The sequence below is a fragment of the Ralstonia sp. SET104 genome (genome assembly GCF_003851545.1).
Classification (GTDB): Bacteria; Pseudomonadota; Gammaproteobacteria; order Burkholderiales; family Burkholderiaceae; genus Ralstonia.
On record NZ_BHVX01000002.1, the window covers coordinates 34,776 to 50,757 of the forward strand.

Below are 15,982 nucleotides of genomic sequence, written 5' to 3' on the forward strand. Positions count from 1 at the left end.
CGGCAGACGCGCCTGGGATGGGCGCATTTCGACGCATTCGATGGACAATATCCGCAATTTCTCGATCATCGCCCACATCGACCACGGCAAATCGACGCTGGCCGATCGCATCATCCAGTTGTGTGGCGGCCTTTCCGACCGCGAGATGGAAGCCCAGGTGCTGGACTCGATGGACATCGAGAAGGAGCGTGGCATCACCATCAAGGCGCAGACCGCCGCGCTGTCCTACAAGGCACGGGACGGCAAGGTCTACAACCTCAACCTGATCGACACCCCGGGACACGTCGACTTCAGCTACGAAGTCAGCCGCTCGCTGTCTGCCTGTGAGGGCGCTCTATTGGTAGTCGATGCCTCTCAAGGTGTAGAAGCGCAGACCGTCGCCAACTGCTACACCGCCATCGAGCTGGGCGTGGAAGTGGTGCCGGTGCTCAATAAGATTGATCTGCCCGCGGCCGACCCGGACAACGCGATCCAGGAAATCGAAGACGTGATCGGCATCGACGCGACCGACGCGACGCGCTGTTCGGCCAAGACGGGTGTGGGTGTCGCTGACGTGCTCGAAGCGCTGATTGCCAAGGTGCCGGCGCCCAAGGGTGATCCGGCTGCGCCGCTGCAGGCGCTGATCATCGACTCATGGTTCGACAACTACGTCGGCGTGGTGATGCTGGTGCGCGTGGTGAACGGCACGCTGCGCGCCAAGGACAAGGTCCTGCTGATGGCAACCGGTGCGCAGCACCTGGTGGAGCAGGTGGGCGTGTTTTCGCCGAAGTCGGTGCCGCGAGAGTCGCTGTCGGCGGGGCAAGTGGGTTTCGTTATCGCAGGCATCAAGGAACTGAAGGCAGCGAAGGTGGGCGACACGATCACCCACGTGGCGCCGCGCAAGGCCGAGGCGCCGCTGCCGGGCTTCAAGGAAGTCAAGCCGCAGGTGTTTGCCGGCCTGTATCCGGTGGAAGCCAACCAGTATGAAGCGCTGCGTGAATCGCTGGAGAAGCTCAAGCTGAACGATGCGTCGTTGCAGTACGAGCCGGAAGTGTCGCAGGCGCTGGGTTTTGGCTTCCGCTGCGGCTTTCTGGGCCTGCTGCACATGGAGATCGTGCAGGAGCGTCTGGAGCGGGAATTCGACATGGACCTGATCACCACCGCGCCGACGGTGGTCTATCAGGTGCAGCAGCGCGACGGCACCATGATCCAGGTGGAAAACCCCGCCAAGATGCCGGCAGACCCAAGCAAGATCGAGGCGATCCTGGAGCCCATCGTTACGGTCAACCTCTACATGCCGCAGGAATACGTGGGCGCTGTGATCACGCTGTGCGAACAGAAGCGTGGCTCGCAGATCAACATGAGCTACCACGGTCGCCAGGTTCAGCTCACGTACGAAATCCCGATGGGCGAGATCGTGCTGGACTTCTTCGATCGGCTGAAGTCCGTCTCGCGCGGTTATGCGTCAATGGACTACGAGTTCAAGGAATACCGCGTGTCGGACGTGGTCAAGGTCGACATCCTGATCAACGGTGACAAAGTCGACGCGCTGTCCATCATCGTTCACCGCTCCAACAGCACGTACCGTGGCCGCGAAGTGGCCGCCAAGATGCGCGAGATCATCCCGCGCCAGATGTACGACGTGGCTATCCAGGCCGCCATCGGCGCCAACGTGATCGCGCGTGAGAACGTCAAGGCGCTGCGCAAGAACGTGCTGGCCAAGTGCTACGGCGGCGATATCTCGCGCAAGAAGAAGCTCCTCGAGAAGCAGAAAGAGGGCAAGAAGCGCATGAAGCAGGTCGGTACCGTTGAAATTCCGCAGGAGGCATTCCTCGCCATCCTGCGCGTCGAAGAAAAATAATCCAGACATCGCTCGGACGATCTCTCACCTATGAACTTCGCCCTGATTCTGTTTGTTCTCGTCATCCTTACCGGCATTGCGTGGGTGGCTGACAAGCTCGTGTTCCAGCGCCAGCGCCAAGCCGCCGCCGCATCAGCACTGGCTGAGTTCGATGCGCGCGCGCAGGTGCAAGCGCAGTACGGTGGTGGTGGCGACATCGGCGCGGCGCGTCTGCAACTGGCCGAAGACAAGCTGCGCCAGCCGTGGTGGCTGGAATACACCGCAAGTTTCTTCCCGGTGATCGCCGCAGTGTTCCTGCTGCGCTCGTTTGTGATCGAGCCGTTCAAAATTCCGTCAGGCTCGATGATCCCGACGCTGCAGATCGGGGACTTTATCCTCGTCAACAAGTACACGTACGGCATTCGCTTGCCGATCGTGAACAAGAAGGTCGTCGAGCTGAACCAGCCGCAGCGCGGTGACGTGATGGTCTTCCGTTACCCGAAAGACGAGTCGATGGATTACATCAAGCGCGTGATCGGTGTGCCGGGTGACGTGGTGAAGTACGACAACAAGCGCTTGACAGTGAATGGCCAGCCGGCCACGTACGCGCCGCGAGCCGATTATCTTGATGGCGAGCGACTGACGTACTCGAAGCAGTACCAGGAAACGCTCGGCACCGTTACGCACAACATCCTGAACGACGCCGATCGCCCCGCCTATGTCTCTGGTCCGGATGATTTTCCGTTCCGTGAGAACTGCACTTACAATCAGACCGGCTTCACCTGCAAGGTACCTGCAGGTCACTATTTTATGATGGGCGATAATCGCGACAACAGCGCGGACTCCCGTTACTGGGGCTTCGTGCCGGACAAGAACATCGTCGGCAAAGCGTTTTTCATCTGGATGAACCTGGGTGATCTGAAGCGGATCGGTGCTTTCCACTGATCTCATAAGTGGCGCAGGAATCTCTTATTAAAACTCGGCAATTGCACAACGGGGGAAATGCAATGCGGATTCGTCAGGCTGGTCTGAAACGCCCGTCGCGCGGGATTACGATGTTCGGCATCCTGATCGGCATCATCGTGCTGATTACGTTTGTGCTTCCGGCCATCCGGTCCGTACCGAGTCTGATGGAATACCAAGCCATCACGCGCGCCGTGAAGCAGGCGCGCGAGCGTGCGAGCACGCGTGAAGAGATCGCTAATGCTTTCGATAGGCAAGCCGCGATTGACGACATCACGTCGATCAAGGGTGAGGATCTGGAAGTCTTGGATGGCGGCGGCTCGATTCAAGCCGTACGCTTCTCGTACAAGCGCGAGATTCCGTTGTATGGCCCCATCGGTTTGGTGATCACCTATTCGGGGACCCAGCGTTGAAATGAGTCTGGATGCATTGCAGCAACGTCTTGGCTACCGCTTCAGCAAACCGGAGTTGCTGCAGCAGGCGCTCACCCATCGCAGCCACAGCGCGATGCATAACGAGCGCCTGGAATTTCTTGGCGATTCAATCCTGAATTGCGCCGTCGCCGACATGCTTTATGGCATGTTCGGCAAGTTGGACGAAGGCGATCTCTCGCGCGTGCGGGCCAATTTGGTCAAGCAACAAGCGCTGTACGAGATTGCGCAGATGCTGCAATTGCCCGATGCGCTGCGTCTGGGCGAGGGTGAATTGAAGAGCGGCGGTTTCCGTCGCCCGTCCATTCTGGCTGATGCGCTGGAAGCTATCTTCGGAGCGGTGTTCCTCGATGGTGGTTTCGACGCCGCCCGCACGCTGATCCGCAAACTGTACATCCCGATTCTGGAGCAGGTCGACCCGCGCACGCTGGGCAAGGATGCCAAGACGCTGCTGCAGGAGTACCTCCAAGGTCACAAGATTGCGCTTCCGCTGTACACGGTGGTTGCCACCCACGGCGCAGCGCATAATCAGCAATTCGAGGTCGAGTGCACGATCCCGAAGCTGGAGATTCGTGTCTCTGGCAACGGGGCCTCGCGGCGCGCGGCTGAACAATCGGCGGCCAAGCTGGCTTTGGACGAGGCGCATCGCTTGGTGCCACAACTCGTCAAGCGCAGCCGCGCCGAGCGTACCGGCAAGACGCGCAAGCAAGCCACGCCGCCCGATCCGCAGTTGTCTCTCAGGTTGAAGGAATAATCAGGTAAATGAGCGACACCCCATTGCAACCTCCGCAGCCGGAATCCGGCGTGCAGGAGGGGTTCCGCTGCGGCATGGTCGCCATTGTTGGGCGGCCGAACGTCGGCAAATCCACGCTGATGAACGCCCTGGTGGGCCAGAAAGTCAGCATCACGTCGCGCAAGGCGCAGACCACGCGACACCGCATCACTGGCATCCAGACGACGGATGACGCGCAGTTCGTCTTCGTCGATACACCTGGCTTTCAGACACGTCACGCTACGGCACTGAACCGCTCGCTGAACCGCGCTGTCACCTCCACGCTCACGTCGGTGGACGCCGTGCTGTTCGTGGTCGAAGCTGGCCGCTATGGCCCCGACGACGAGAAGGTGCTGTCGCTGCTGCCGCGCGAGACGCCCGTGATCCTGATCGTCAACAAGGTCGACCGGCTTGACGCGTATACACGCGCAGAGATGGTCGCTGTGTTCCTGCAGGATATGGCGCAGGTGTTTCCGTTTGCCGAAATTGTGCCGATGTCGGCGAAGAATCGCGACGACATCCTGCGCCTGCTCGGCATCGTGCGTCCGTATCTGCCCGAAGGCGAGCCGATGTACGACCCCGAAGCGCTGACGGATCGCAGCGAGCGCTTTCTGGCCGCCGAGATCGTCCGCGAGAAGGTCTTCCGCTGGACCGGCGACGAGCTGCCGTATTCCAGCACTGTCATCGTCGACAAGTTTGAAACTGAAGGCCGCCTGCGCCGGGTGTTCGTGACCATCCTGGTTGATCGCGATGCGCACAAAGCGATGATCATTGGCGCGAAGGGCGCCAAGCTCAAGCAGATCTCCACCGAAGCCCGCATGGACATGGAAAAACTGTTCGACGGCAAGGTGTATCTGGAGGTCTGGATCAAGGTCAAGAGCGGCTGGGCCGACAACGAAGCCGGCCTGCGCGCCTACGGCTACGAGTAATCACTCAGCCGCGCCACTCCACACACGCTCGATGGCGGGACGATCCGATCCGATTCCGGACGAAGCCGCGGAATGGCTGGCCGAAGAAGGCGTTGCCGGCGCCGCGCCGCGCAGGAGCTTTCCCGCCGGGCGCTCCGAAACGCGCGTCTCAGCGCAGCCGGCATTCGTCCTGCACAGCTACCCATACCGCGAAACCAGCCTCATCATCGACGTCTTCACGCCGGATTACGGCCGCATGGCGCTGGTCGCAAAAGGCGCCAAGCGGCCGCATTCGGCACTGCGTGCTGTGCTGCAGACGTTTCAACCATTGTCGTTGTCATGGAGCGGGCGCGGTGATGTGCGCACGCTGACCCGCGCGGAGTGGGTCGGCGGCATGCTGCCGTTGGGCGGAGAAGGGCTGCTGTCCGGTTTTTACCTGAACGAACTGCTCGTCAAGTTCGTCGCTCGCGAAGACGGCCACCCGGTGCTGTTCGCGCATTACGTCGAAACACTCAACAAGCTTGCCCATGGAGAACCCGCAGCCTTCACGCTGCGCGCGTTCGAACGTGTGCTGCTGCGCGAGACGGGCTTTGCCGCACAGCTCGACCGCTGCATCGACGGCGAACCCGTGCAGGCCGACGCCGAATACGTCTATCACCCCGAACGCGGCATCCGGCGCACGCTGCCGAGCGATCCGTCGTCGTGGCCTGTTCTGCGCGGCCAGACCCTGATCGACATGGAGCGCGACGATTACGCCTCACGCCCGACAACCGCCCAGCAGAGCCGCAGCCTGATGCGTTTCCTGCTGCATTATCATTTGCATGGCACGCCGCTTTCGACGCGCCAGATCCTGATCGACTTGCAGAAACTATGATCTTTCATGCCTCGCCGGGAATCATCGACCTGGGTATCAACATCGACCACGTCGCCACGCTGCGCAATGCGCGCGGCACCACCTACCCGGATCCGATCGCTGCGGCGCTGCTGGCTGAGGAAGCTGGCGCCGATCTCATCACGTTGCACCTGCGCGAGGACCGCCGTCACATCAAGGACGCCGATGTGCGTGCGCTGCGCCCGCAACTGCGCACGCGTATGAACCTGGAGTGCGCCGTCACGCAGGAGATGCTCGACATCGCGTGCGACATCGGCCCACAGGACGTCTGCCTCGTGCCCGAGCGCCGTCAGGAGGTGACCACCGAAGGCGGCCTGGATGTGGTGGGTGGCTTTGCCAAGGTGCAAGCCGCGTGCAAGCAACTGGCCGATGCGGGTATCCGCGTGTCGCTGTTCATCGATCCGGATGCCGCGCAGATCGAGGCCGCCGCTGCTGCCGGTGCGCCGGTCATAGAACTGCACACGGGCCGCTATGCCGAAGCCACCGACGATGCCGAGTTGCGGGCCGAACTCGTCCGCATCGAAACGGCCGTGGAGGAAGGTATTCGGTGGGGCGTGCGCGTCAACGCCGGCCACGGTTTGCACTACACGAACGTGCAACCGGTCGCGGCCATCGCCGGCATTCATGAACTCAATATCGGCCACGCCGTCGTTGCGCACGCTGTGTTTGCCGGTTGGCAGAACGCAGTGCGCGAGATGAAGGCGATCATGGTGGCGGCGCGGTTGTCGTCGACGACACCGGCCGCCGCACACCCGGGCGTGCCTGTATGAGCGGGCATGCCGCAGCCACCTCGGTATCCGGCGCCATTTACGGCATCGGTACCGACATTATCCAGATCGAGCGCGTCGAAGGCGTGATGCAGCGGACTAACGGCCGATTTGCCGAAAAGGTGCTTGGGGCCGACGAGTTGCGTGTCTATCATGCCCGCAAGGCGCGCTCTGAGCGGCGAGGTCTGGCGTTCCTCGCCACACGTTTCGCAGCCAAAGAGGCGGTGTCCAAGGCCATCGGCCTGGGCATGCGCTGGCCGATGACGTGGCGAGCGGTGCAGACGCTTAATCTCCCCTCCGGTCAGCCGGTGGTGCGCTACAGCGGTGAACTGGCCGACTGGATTGCGCAGCACGGCCTTTATATCCAGATCAGCGTGACAGACGAGCGCGACTACGCAGTCGCCTTCGCAGTCGCCGAGTTGCAAACGAAACCCTCCGCATGACTCAAATCAAGAAGCAGAAACACCCCGGTCCGATCGTTCTGGATGTCGCTGGCCTCGAACTCGGGCTCGACGACGTCCGCCGTATCGCCAACCCACTGACGGGCGGCGTGATCCTGTTTGCGCGCAACTTTGAATCGCGCGCGCAAATGATGGCGCTCACGCAAGCCATCCGTGCGATTCGTGACGACGTCCTGATTTGTATCGATCACGAAGGTGGCCGCGTGCAGCGGGCCAAGACCGACGGTTTTACGCATCTGCCCGCGATGGGCGCGCTGGGCAAGCTGTGGGATGCCGACGTACTGGCTGCCACGCGTGCGGCCACCGCTTGCGGCTACGTGCTGGCCGCTGAGCTGCGCGCATGCGATATCGACCTCAGCTTCACACCCGTGCTAGATCTCGACTACGGCACCAGCAGCGTAATCGGCGATCGCGCTTTCCACCGCGACCCGCGCGTGGTGACAATGCTCGCCAACCACCTGACGCTCGGCTTGCGCCTTGCCGGCATGTCCAACTGCGGTAAGCATTTTCCCGGTCACGGCTACGTCCAGGCTGATTCGCACATCGCTGTGCCGGTGGACGAGCGCCCGCTGGAGGCTATCCTGGCTGACGACGCGCAGCCCTACGGCTGGATGGGCATCGGCCTGCAATCGGTGATGCCGGCGCACGTTATCTATCCGGCGGTCGATCCGAATCCGGCGGGTTTCTCGCGCTTCTGGCTGCAGGACATGCTGCGCGCGCATTTCAACTTTGACGGCGTGATCTTTAGCGATGACCTGAGCATGGAAGGTGCGAGCGTTGCCGGCACGGTCGTCGATGGTGCACGCGCAGCGCTTAGGGCCGGCTGCGACATGGTGCTGATCTGCAATGCGCCGGAAAAGGCCGACCAGTTGCTCGGCGAGCTGGATGTGCCGATGGGCAAGGCATCGCAGCGGCGCGTGCGGCGGCTGTTTGGCGGCCGGGCCGTGAAGGACTGGGCGAAGCTGCAGCAGCAATCGGCCTACAGGCAGGCACTGCGTACGTTGCGCGAGGCGAAGCTCATCGCGTAGCCCGAAAATGCAAGAAAGCACGATCGCAAAAGAAAAGGCTCCCGAGGGAGCCTTTCTTCTTGCTGCGGCGCCAGCTTACTTGGCGCGGCTACGGTACTCGTCGGTACGCGTGTCGATTTCGATCTTGTCGCCTTGGTTGCAGAACAGCGGCACTTGGATCACGAAATCCTTGTTGTCGTTGATCTGAGCAGGCTTCAGGACCTTGCCCGACGTATCGCCCTTGACGCCCGGTTCGGTGTAGACGATTTCGCGGACAACCGTGGTCGGCAGTTCCACCGAGATGGCGTTCTCGTTGTAGAACGTCACTTCCACCTTCATGCCGTCTTGCAGATAGTTCAGTGCGTTGCCCATGGCGGCGGGCTCGACGTTGTATTGCTCGTAGCTGACCGGATCCATGAACACGTACATCGTGCCGTCGAAGTAGGAGAAATCGGCTTCCTTCTTGTCCAGGATGACTTGGTCCATCTTGTCGTCGGCGTTGAACACCGACTCGCCGCCTGCGCCCGTCAGCAGGTTCTTGTACTTCATCTTGACGACGGCGCCCGAGCGGCCCGAGCGGCTGTACTCAGTCTTGAGCACAACCTGCGCTTGGTCACCGATCATGAACACGTTGCCAGCGCGGAGTTCTTGCGCGATTTTCAAAGCCATTTCACATTTCCTGAGAATAAGAGGGTTCGATGCGCGCCAAGCAACGAAGCACCGCGCGATACCCTCGGGTCGCACGAACCAGGTCAGAGCCGGGGCCGCATACAGATCAGCCCGCTATTTTACCTGTTTTTCGCAAAATGCCACCAAATTCGCGGCGAGATCACCCAGTTGCATCAAGCTTTGCTCCCACGTGACGGCTCGCGTGCGCAAGCGGGGGGCAATGGCCGCAAATTCGGCCCAGTTGAGTGACGCTGGGGAACCATTCCAGGCGTGCCAGAAGGCCGTGAGTGCATTGGCGTCGCCCTTTGCCAGCGCGGGCGTATAGCGGGCGAGGAAGGCATCCAGCTTGGTGAGGTGCACGTCGTCGCTTTGCGGGTAGATGTGCCAGACAAATGGCTTCTGCGCCCATTGGGCGCGCACGAAGGAGTCTTCCCCGCGGACGAAATTGATCTCGCACGCCCACAGGAGTGGATCGTAGTGCTCTTGGGGGACGAACGGCACAACCGCGACAGTCAGGTTGCCGCGCGTCCAGCGGACGCCGGTTTTGGCAGTGCCGGCTTCGCCCAGCAATTCGGCGATTTGCATAGCCGCCAAGCCCTCGGGCACTAGGCAGATGACCGGCTGGGGGCACGCTTCCCATTGAGCGACCAGTGTGGGCAACGCTGGATTGGCATAAGCGAATAGGCTCACGCGCAACGCATCGGGCTTCTCGCGCATCAAGTCGTCCACCCCAAGGCGGTGCCACAACGCCTGATGGGCCGCTGGGCTGGCCTCGAATGTTGCGCGCTGCGCGCCAAGGTGCGATTCGCGCAGCACGCCGCCCGTGTTGCGTGCAAAACCGGGGAAGAAGAAGTATTTCACCAGCGGCAGGCGAGGATGTGGCGATTGCATCGCGTGGTGTTCTGCTACCCAGTTTTCTGCGCTCAGGTATTCCAGGTTGATCCAGACTGGCGCCGCGCCGTGAGATGACTGCTCGGCCATGTGTTGCAGCATCGGTTCAGGGGTGGGGCAGGCGAAAGCCCCGATCACGACGTCGTGCGGTGCCGGATGTGCATCTGCGGCAAGCAGCGCGGCCATCTGCGCGTCGTCGCCCCACTGCCGGATATCAACACCTGACACGCGTTGCGCCTCGGCTCGCGCATCGACGGCGGGGCAGATTCTTTCGAATGAGCGGAGATCGTCAACCCACAGGCGGGCCGTGTGGCCGTGTTCCTGCACAAGCTGACGAGCCAGGCGCCAGCACACGCCGATATCGCCGTAGTTGTCGACGACGCGGCAGAAGATATCCCAGGACGTGATGGTGCGCATGCAGGAAGGCGAGTCGGGCAACGAAGACGATGGGGCGACATTGTAGTCGGCCGCTTGTTCTACACTGACGGCCTCTGATCCAGCGAACGCCATGTCGTCCGACCCCACGCAACCCGATACCCCTCAGGCGCCAGAGAGCGTCGAGCCGAACGCACCTGAGTTCGATGCGAAAGCGCATATCGCGCGTCTGCCGAACCTGCCCGGGGTGTACCGCTACTTCGATGTGCAGGGCAACGTGCTCTATGTGGGCAAGGCGCGTGACCTGAAGAAGCGCGTTTCCAGCTACTTCAACAAGACGCTGCTCTCGCCGCGCATTGCGATGATGGTGGCGAAGATCGCGCGCATCGACACCACCGTCGTGCGCAGCGAGGCCGAGGCGCTACTGCTCGAGAACAACCTCATCAAGGCGCTGGCGCCGCGCTACAACATCCTGTTTCGCGACGACAAATCGTATCCGTATCTCAAGCTCACGCAGCACGCGTATCCGCGCATGGCGTACTACCGTGGCGCGACGGATCGCAAGCACCAGTACTTTGGCCCGTTCCCGAGCGCGCATGCGGTGCGTGAGAGCATGCAGATTCTGCAAAAGGTGTTCCAGCTCCGCACGTGCGAGGACACCGTGTTCAATAACCGCACACGTCCGTGCCTGCTGCATCAGATCCATCGCTGCAGCGGCCCATGTGTGCAGGCGATCAGCTCTGAGGATTACGCGCGCGACGTCGCCAACGCTGCCGGCTTCCTGCAAGGCCGTCAGGACGAAGTCATGCAGACGCTGCAGGACAAGATGCAGCGTTACTCCGAGGCGCTGGCGTTTGAACAGGCCGCCATCGTGCGCGACCAGATCGGCGCGCTGTCGACGGTGCTCAAGCAGCAGTCCGTGGAAGAAGTCGGCGCCGCCAGCGACATCGACATCCTGGCCGTGGCCATCAAGGGCGGCCACGCGTGCGTGAATCTTGCGATGGTGCGCGGCGGACGGCATCTGGGCGACAAGGCCTACTTTCCGACGCACGTGGAAGAAGGCGCAGCCATCGTCGGCGTGGATGTGGAGGCTGATGGCGAAGTTGCTTCGGAAACGGCGCGCGACGCTGAACGCATGGCCAGCGACATCCTCGAGGCCTTTGTCGCCCAGCACTATCTCGACCAGTTTGTGCCGCCGGTGCTGGTGGTCAGTCACCCGATCCACGCGACTGAGTTGATTGATGCACTGGCCGAGCAGGCTGGGCGTCGCGTGTCGGTCGTGCGCCAGCCGCAGAGCGGGCGCCGCGCGTGGTTGGAGATGGCGGAGAAGGGCGCGGAGCTCTCGCTGATGCGCCGGCTTTCTGAGCAAGGCAGCCAGCAGGCTCGCACGCTGGCGCTGGCCGAGACCATCGGCATCGATCTTGAAGACCTCGCCGCCCTGCGTATCGAGTGCTTTGACGTCAGCCACACCGCTGGCGAGGCCACGCAGGCCTCGTGCGTGGTCTTCCACAGCCACGCCATGCAGAACGGTGAATACCGCCGCTACAACATCCAGGACATCACCCCGGGCGACGACTACGCGGCCATGCGCCAGGTGCTCACGCGCCGCTACCAGAAGATCGTCGAGCAGGCTGGCGAAGACGCGCCCAACATGCCCACCATCGTGCTGATCGACGGCGGCAAGGGGCAGGTGGAAGTCGCGCGGCAGGTGTTTGAAGAACTGGGGCTCGACATTGGATCGCTGGTTGGCGTGGCCAAGGGCGAGGGCCGCAAGGTCGGTCTGGAGACACTGGTCTTCGCCGACGGCCGCCCTTCATTGGAGCTTGGACAGGGCAGCGCCGCGCTGATGCTGGTCGCGCAGATTCGCGATGAGGCGCATCGCTTCGCCATCACCGGCATGCGCGCCAAGCGGGCCAAGACGCGCAACACGTCGCGGCTGGAAGAGATCGAGGGCATTGGCGCCAAGCGCCGGCAACGGCTGCTGGCGCGCTTCGGCGGCCTGCGCGGCGTGATGTCTGCCAGCGTGGACGAGCTGGCCACGGTGGAGGGCATCTCGCAGACCCTCGCCGAAGAAATCTACCGTCAACTGCATTGATCGGCGACAATGCTCCATCGTGCCGCGTGGGCTGGCGTTTTTCTGCTGGCTGGCGTGGTGGTTGTCCTCTCGATTTGCCATGCCTTTCAACTTCCCGATCCTCCTGACCTGGCTGCGTGTGGCCATGATTCCGCTGGTGGTGGGCGTGTTCTACGTGCCGGACACCTGGATGGCGCTGCCCGCCAAGAATCTGACGGCTGCGGTGTTCTTCATCGTCGCGAGCCTGACCGACTGGTTCGATGGCTTTCTCGCGCGCCGCTGGAACCAGACCTCGGCCTTCGGGGCTTTCCTTGATCCGGTGGCCGACAAGCTGATGGTGGCAGCCGCGCTATTGGTGCTGCTGTCGCTGGGCCGCGTGTCGGATGTCATTGCACTTGTCATCATCGGCCGCGAGATCACCATCTCCGCGCTGCGCGAATGGATGGCGCAGATCGGCGCGTCGAAGAGCGTGGCCGTCAACTTCCTGGGCAAGCTGAAGACGACGTTTCAAATGATCGCGATTCCGCTGTTGCTGTTCGAAGGCCGTCTATTTGACGTGATCGACGCGCAGGCGTGGGGCACGTGGCTGATCTATGTGGCGGCGGTGCTCACGCTGTGGTCGATGGCGTACTACATGAAGCTCGCTTGGCCGCAGATCCGTGAGCGCGCAAAATGAGCCTGCAAAAACTCTTGCGCAAAAGTGTTGACGAGCACGATTCTTTTTTGCCATAATCTCTTTCTCGCGTTGCAGTGATGTGACGCAACGGTCTGGCAGCACAAAGGTTGTACGGCAGTGCTGATGGCCAAAATGCGGGAATAGCTCAGTTGGTAGAGCGCAACCTTGCCAAGGTTGAGGTCGCGAGTTCGAGCCTCGTTTCCCGCTCCAATTTGAAATGTGTGGCCGTGCTTGTGAAAAGCGCGGCGGCATAGCCGGTTACGCGGGAATAGCTCAGTTGGTAGAGCGCAACCTTGCCAAGGTTGAGGTCGCGAGTTCGAGCCTCGTTTCCCGCTCCAATCCCGAAGGGAAGCCTTGCTTCCCTTTTTCTTTATCGGCACAGCAAAGACGCAGTTCGCCATGAATTGCTACAATGCGGTGCTGAGCCCCTGGCGGGGTAGCAAAGTGGTTATGCAGCGGCCTGCAAAGCCGTGTACGCCGGTTCGATTCCGGCCTCCGCCTCCAGAATGCAGAAAGAAGCCCCGGACTTGTTCGGGGCTTTTTCTTTTTCTGCGCTGATTTTTTCTTGCAGCTTGTATCCACTGCGACGGGCTTGCAGGCTGTGGTGAATGTCATGGCCTACTTGCAGTGGCTTTCCAAAGAAAAAGCAGCCCCGGAGGGCTGCTTCTCTCAGTGCGACGTAACCCGATTACTTCGGCTGAATCACCACCCAAGCGCTCGTGCCCGGCGGTACCGTGATCGTATCGCTATACGTGCCCGTCGCAGCACCGCGTCTTGATACGAACGCGGAATGGGGGACCAGCGAAGCAGGCAGGGTCGCCAGCCTTTGTGTGGCTTGGTACGGCTTGAGATTGATGGCTGGCAACTGGAAGCCACTTTCTGCGCGCACCGGGAAGCTGTAGCGTGAAGGGCCGCCCGTCGCTGGCATCAGCGCCGCCATGGTTACGGCAAATCGTTCAGCTTCTGCGTTAAAACTGGAATCGCTACGTGCTGCCTTGATGGCGTTGTCGAGCAGGGTCTTCGAGTCCGTGCTGTCCGTGCGGGTGAGCATATCCTTGTAGAAGTTCAGCCCGAGTTGGCGGTTCAGGAAGCCACCGAACGAACCATTCACCGAATAGCTATCGCATTGACCGCTGCTGCTCGTGAACGTGGTCAGCGGGCATGTGTAAGCGGCCGTTTGCACGAAGCCCGAGACGCGGGTGTCGCGCACGTTGTTGAACGTGGCATCGATATTGAAGCTCGCCCAGTCCTCCATCATCATTGCCGACTGTTCTTCCAGCCACGTATCGAACGCGTAGGGCTGGCCCTTCAGCACAGCGCGACGGTAGAAGTTCTGCATGTGCATGCCTTCGTGCGCCAGCGTCATGAGCGATGCCTGCAGGCCGAAGCTGCCGCCCAGGTACATGGTTTCCGTATCCAGGTAGAGCGATATCGACTCGTTGCTCGTGGGTTGGCTGCTCTTCAGGACATTGTTCAGCCCATAGAAATAGCCGACGATGCCGAACGGTTTAGCGTTGTTGTCGAAGTTCAGCAGAACCAGATCAATCGGCTGCGTCGGGCCGACGAGGTTGCTGTATGGCTGGGGGCCCCACAATGGCCCGCCCACCGAGGTCAACATGTCGTAGACGCCGCCGCTGCGCGCGTACGTATCCAGCGTCTTGTTGATGATGGCCTGCGTGATGCGGTTCGCCGCAATCTCGGTGTTTTCCACCCACAGGTTGATCATCTTGCCGTCGCCTGCGGCCTGTTGCTTGACGAGCGTGGCGGTGCGCGCCACGTTGTTCATGTCATTCCATTGGCGCTGGTCGTTGACCGCATAGACAGTTGACGCTTGAAGCCGCATTCCGGCGATTCCCATCTGCGACTCGCTGGCACGCGGACCAAGCAGCTTGGCAAAGCCCGTGCGGTTGAACTCTTGGATGCGTTCGCGAATCTGATCGTCGGTCGTCACCGGCAGTTGCACGCTTTGCGGCGACACGGTGTTGGCGCTGGCCGGTTTGACAAAAGTAGAGAATGCGGCTGGAGCGTCTGTCGGGTTGGTGTACACCACGCGCACGTCCTGACCGGTCAGGCCGCCAGTCGTTGTGATGTTGGCCTGGGCGACCTTTGCCGAAACGCCCGTGTTTGCAGCCGACCATACGCCGATGCCCGAGCCCGAGTAGGTTGCCGGGTCTGCTGCCGCGCAGCCCGTGCCCGTGCAGCTTGCCTGGAAGTCGTTTTGCGGCTTGGCCGGAGCGGGTGTGGGCGTTGGTGTGTTCGGGCTGGTGGTACCCGTGGATGTTGCCGGCGTGGTGGCTGCAACGTCGTCACCGCCGCCGCCGCATGCGGTCAGGCACGCAGCCATCAAAACAGCCAGGCCGACTCCGAAAGTCGATTTTTGATTTTTGAAACGCATATCCGCCCCTGAGGTGGCATCTTTTATCTAATGCCTTTTGATATATTAATAAGCCTTAATATATTTGATTATCTCGCTGTCACTGCAAGCTAAATCGGGCCGCATTGTGGCGACCTTGCGGAAGCGTATGTTTGGTTATGTCGGGGTTGGGGGCAACCCTAGGGTTAGGTGGTTGACCCTGAATTCAACTGTGTGGTAATTGTGAAGCAGATAATCCTGCTTAATTCAGTATTTATTATTTTTGTATTCGCTGCAGTTGCCTATGGGGCTGGCTGTCGCCATCCCGGATATGTGCTGTCAGTCCTCCCGAGGGGTTGTGGCCACCATCGTTGTTCTGTTGCATGAATGACGCAGAACGACGGCGTGGGGGGGGTAACGCAGGGCGATCAGGGCTTGAACGGTCTGATGCTGTGAACGTGCAGCGTGCGTTCCGGAAAAGAACCCGAAGCGTGGGGAGCTTCCGGCGCACCCGAGACGAGCACCGCTTGGTTGACCAGCGGCAGCAGCGCCTGCGGGTCCGCCACATCGAGTTTCCATAGGCCCCCGTCCTCGGTGCGCACTGCGAGATATTGGAAGGGCGTATTTCCCACCTGGCTTAACGTGCCCTTCAGCGTAATGTCCGGGGTGGCCTCTGAGGTCGAGCAAGCCGCAAACAAGGCAGAGATCAGCAGACCGGCAAGTAGACGCATGATTCGCATGATGGTGATGTATTGATTGACAATCGAGGTCGATTTATTTTGATGAAGATCAATATGCTGTGAATAATCGATTCGGTTTGATGATCAAGTGCATGGTACACGGCAATTATGAAAGCTAAAAAATTTGTACTCGACCCGCGAAATGACGGTTGTTGGCAGGGCGCTGATGTTAAGTGACCGCATT

15 protein-coding genes and 3 tRNA genes are annotated in these 15,982 nt (G+C 61.1%); 14 read left to right on the plus strand and 4 right to left on the minus strand.

Annotated features, from left to right (window positions below):
• Nucleotides 1-40: 40 nt before the first annotated feature.
• The 9 genes from lepA to nagZ all read left to right on the plus strand — a co-directional run bounded on the left by lepA (nt 41) and on the right by nagZ (nt 8,041).
• A complete protein-coding gene (lepA, locus tag PSUB009319_RS02740) occupies nt 41-1,840 on the plus strand; it encodes a translation elongation factor 4 (protein ID WP_124380741.1) in 1,800 nt (599 codons plus the stop codon).
• Nucleotides 1,841-1,870: 30 nt separating this feature from the next.
• Nucleotides 1,871-2,764 (plus strand): signal peptidase I, encoded by an 894-nt coding sequence (lepB, locus tag PSUB009319_RS02745; RefSeq protein WP_124380742.1) that lies wholly within the window; start codon nt 1,871-1,873, stop codon nt 2,762-2,764.
• Between the two features lie 62 nt (nt 2,765-2,826).
• A complete protein-coding gene (locus tag PSUB009319_RS02750) occupies nt 2,827-3,195 on the plus strand; it encodes a DUF4845 domain-containing protein (protein ID WP_012761654.1) in 369 nt (122 codons plus the stop codon).
• 1 nt (nt 3,196) lies between these two features.
• On the plus strand, nt 3,197-3,967 hold the full coding sequence (gene rnc / locus PSUB009319_RS02755; RefSeq protein ID WP_124380743.1) for a ribonuclease III: 771 nt from the start codon (nt 3,197-3,199) through the stop codon (nt 3,965-3,967).
• Nucleotides 3,968-3,975: 8 nt separating this feature from the next.
• A complete protein-coding gene (era, locus tag PSUB009319_RS02760) occupies nt 3,976-4,914 on the plus strand; it encodes a GTPase Era (protein ID WP_124380744.1) in 939 nt (312 codons plus the stop codon).
• A 31-nt stretch (nt 4,915-4,945) separates the two neighbouring features.
• Complete coding sequence (recO, locus tag PSUB009319_RS02765) at nt 4,946-5,767, plus strand: DNA repair protein RecO (RefSeq protein ID WP_124380745.1); 822 nt, start codon at nt 4,946-4,948, stop codon at nt 5,765-5,767.
• The gene (gene pdxJ / locus PSUB009319_RS02770) at nt 5,764-6,555 is read left to right on the plus strand and encodes a pyridoxine 5'-phosphate synthase (RefSeq protein ID WP_124380746.1); all 792 of its coding nucleotides are present in this window, start codon (nt 5,764-5,766) and stop codon (nt 6,553-6,555) included. The genes recO and pdxJ overlap by 4 nt, the downstream gene beginning before the upstream one ends.
• Nucleotides 6,552-6,995 carry a holo-ACP synthase gene (gene acpS, locus PSUB009319_RS02775; RefSeq protein WP_124380747.1) on the plus strand — a complete coding sequence of 148 codons (444 nt, stop codon included), beginning with the start codon at nt 6,552-6,554 and terminating at the stop codon, nt 6,993-6,995. The genes pdxJ and acpS overlap by 4 nt, the downstream gene beginning before the upstream one ends.
• The gene (nagZ, locus tag PSUB009319_RS02780; protein ID WP_124380748.1) at nt 6,992-8,041 is read left to right on the plus strand and encodes a beta-N-acetylhexosaminidase; all 1,050 of its coding nucleotides are present in this window, start codon (nt 6,992-6,994) and stop codon (nt 8,039-8,041) included. Before acpS ends, nagZ begins: the two co-directional genes overlap by 4 nt.
• 75 nt (nt 8,042-8,116) lie before the next feature.
• Here nagZ and efp read toward each other — a convergent pair whose 3' ends face one another.
• The gene (gene efp / locus PSUB009319_RS02785; RefSeq protein WP_185453414.1) at nt 8,117-8,683 is read right to left on the minus strand and encodes an elongation factor P; all 567 of its coding nucleotides are present in this window, start codon (nt 8,681-8,683) and stop codon (nt 8,117-8,119) included.
• A 120-nt stretch (nt 8,684-8,803) separates the two neighbouring features.
• A complete protein-coding gene (gene earP / locus PSUB009319_RS02790; protein WP_124380750.1) occupies nt 8,804-9,997 on the minus strand; it encodes an elongation factor P maturation arginine rhamnosyltransferase EarP in 1,194 nt (397 codons plus the stop codon).
• Between the two features lie 91 nt (nt 9,998-10,088).
• Between earP and uvrC the strand changes: the two genes are divergently transcribed.
• The 5 genes from uvrC (at nt 10,089) to PSUB009319_RS02815 (ending at nt 13,209) form a co-directional block, all read left to right on the plus strand.
• Entirely contained in the window at nt 10,089-12,050 is a 1,962-nt protein-coding gene (gene uvrC / locus PSUB009319_RS02795) for an excinuclease ABC subunit UvrC (RefSeq protein WP_124380751.1), read from the plus strand.
• 79 nt (nt 12,051-12,129) lie between these two features.
• Entirely contained in the window at nt 12,130-12,705 is a 576-nt protein-coding gene (pgsA, locus tag PSUB009319_RS02800) for a CDP-diacylglycerol--glycerol-3-phosphate 3-phosphatidyltransferase (protein WP_124380752.1), read from the plus strand.
• Between the two features lie 134 nt (nt 12,706-12,839).
• A tRNA-Gly gene (locus tag PSUB009319_RS02805) sits at nt 12,840-12,915 on the plus strand.
• 52 nt (nt 12,916-12,967) lie between these two features.
• Nucleotides 12,968-13,043, plus strand: a tRNA-Gly gene (locus PSUB009319_RS02810).
• 92 nt (nt 13,044-13,135) lie between these two features.
• A tRNA-Cys gene (locus PSUB009319_RS02815) sits at nt 13,136-13,209 on the plus strand.
• Nucleotides 13,210-13,393: 184 nt separating this feature from the next.
• Here the strand turns inward: PSUB009319_RS02815 and PSUB009319_RS02820 are convergent.
• Nucleotides 13,394-15,049, minus strand: a complete 1,656-nt coding sequence (locus PSUB009319_RS02820) for a hemagglutinin (protein WP_260392874.1) — start codon at nt 15,047-15,049, stop codon at nt 13,394-13,396.
• Between the two features lie 437 nt (nt 15,050-15,486).
• Nucleotides 15,487-15,789, minus strand: a complete 303-nt coding sequence (locus tag PSUB009319_RS02825; protein WP_124380754.1) for a hypothetical protein — start codon at nt 15,787-15,789, stop codon at nt 15,487-15,489.
• Between the last annotated feature and the right edge of the window lie 193 nt (nt 15,790-15,982).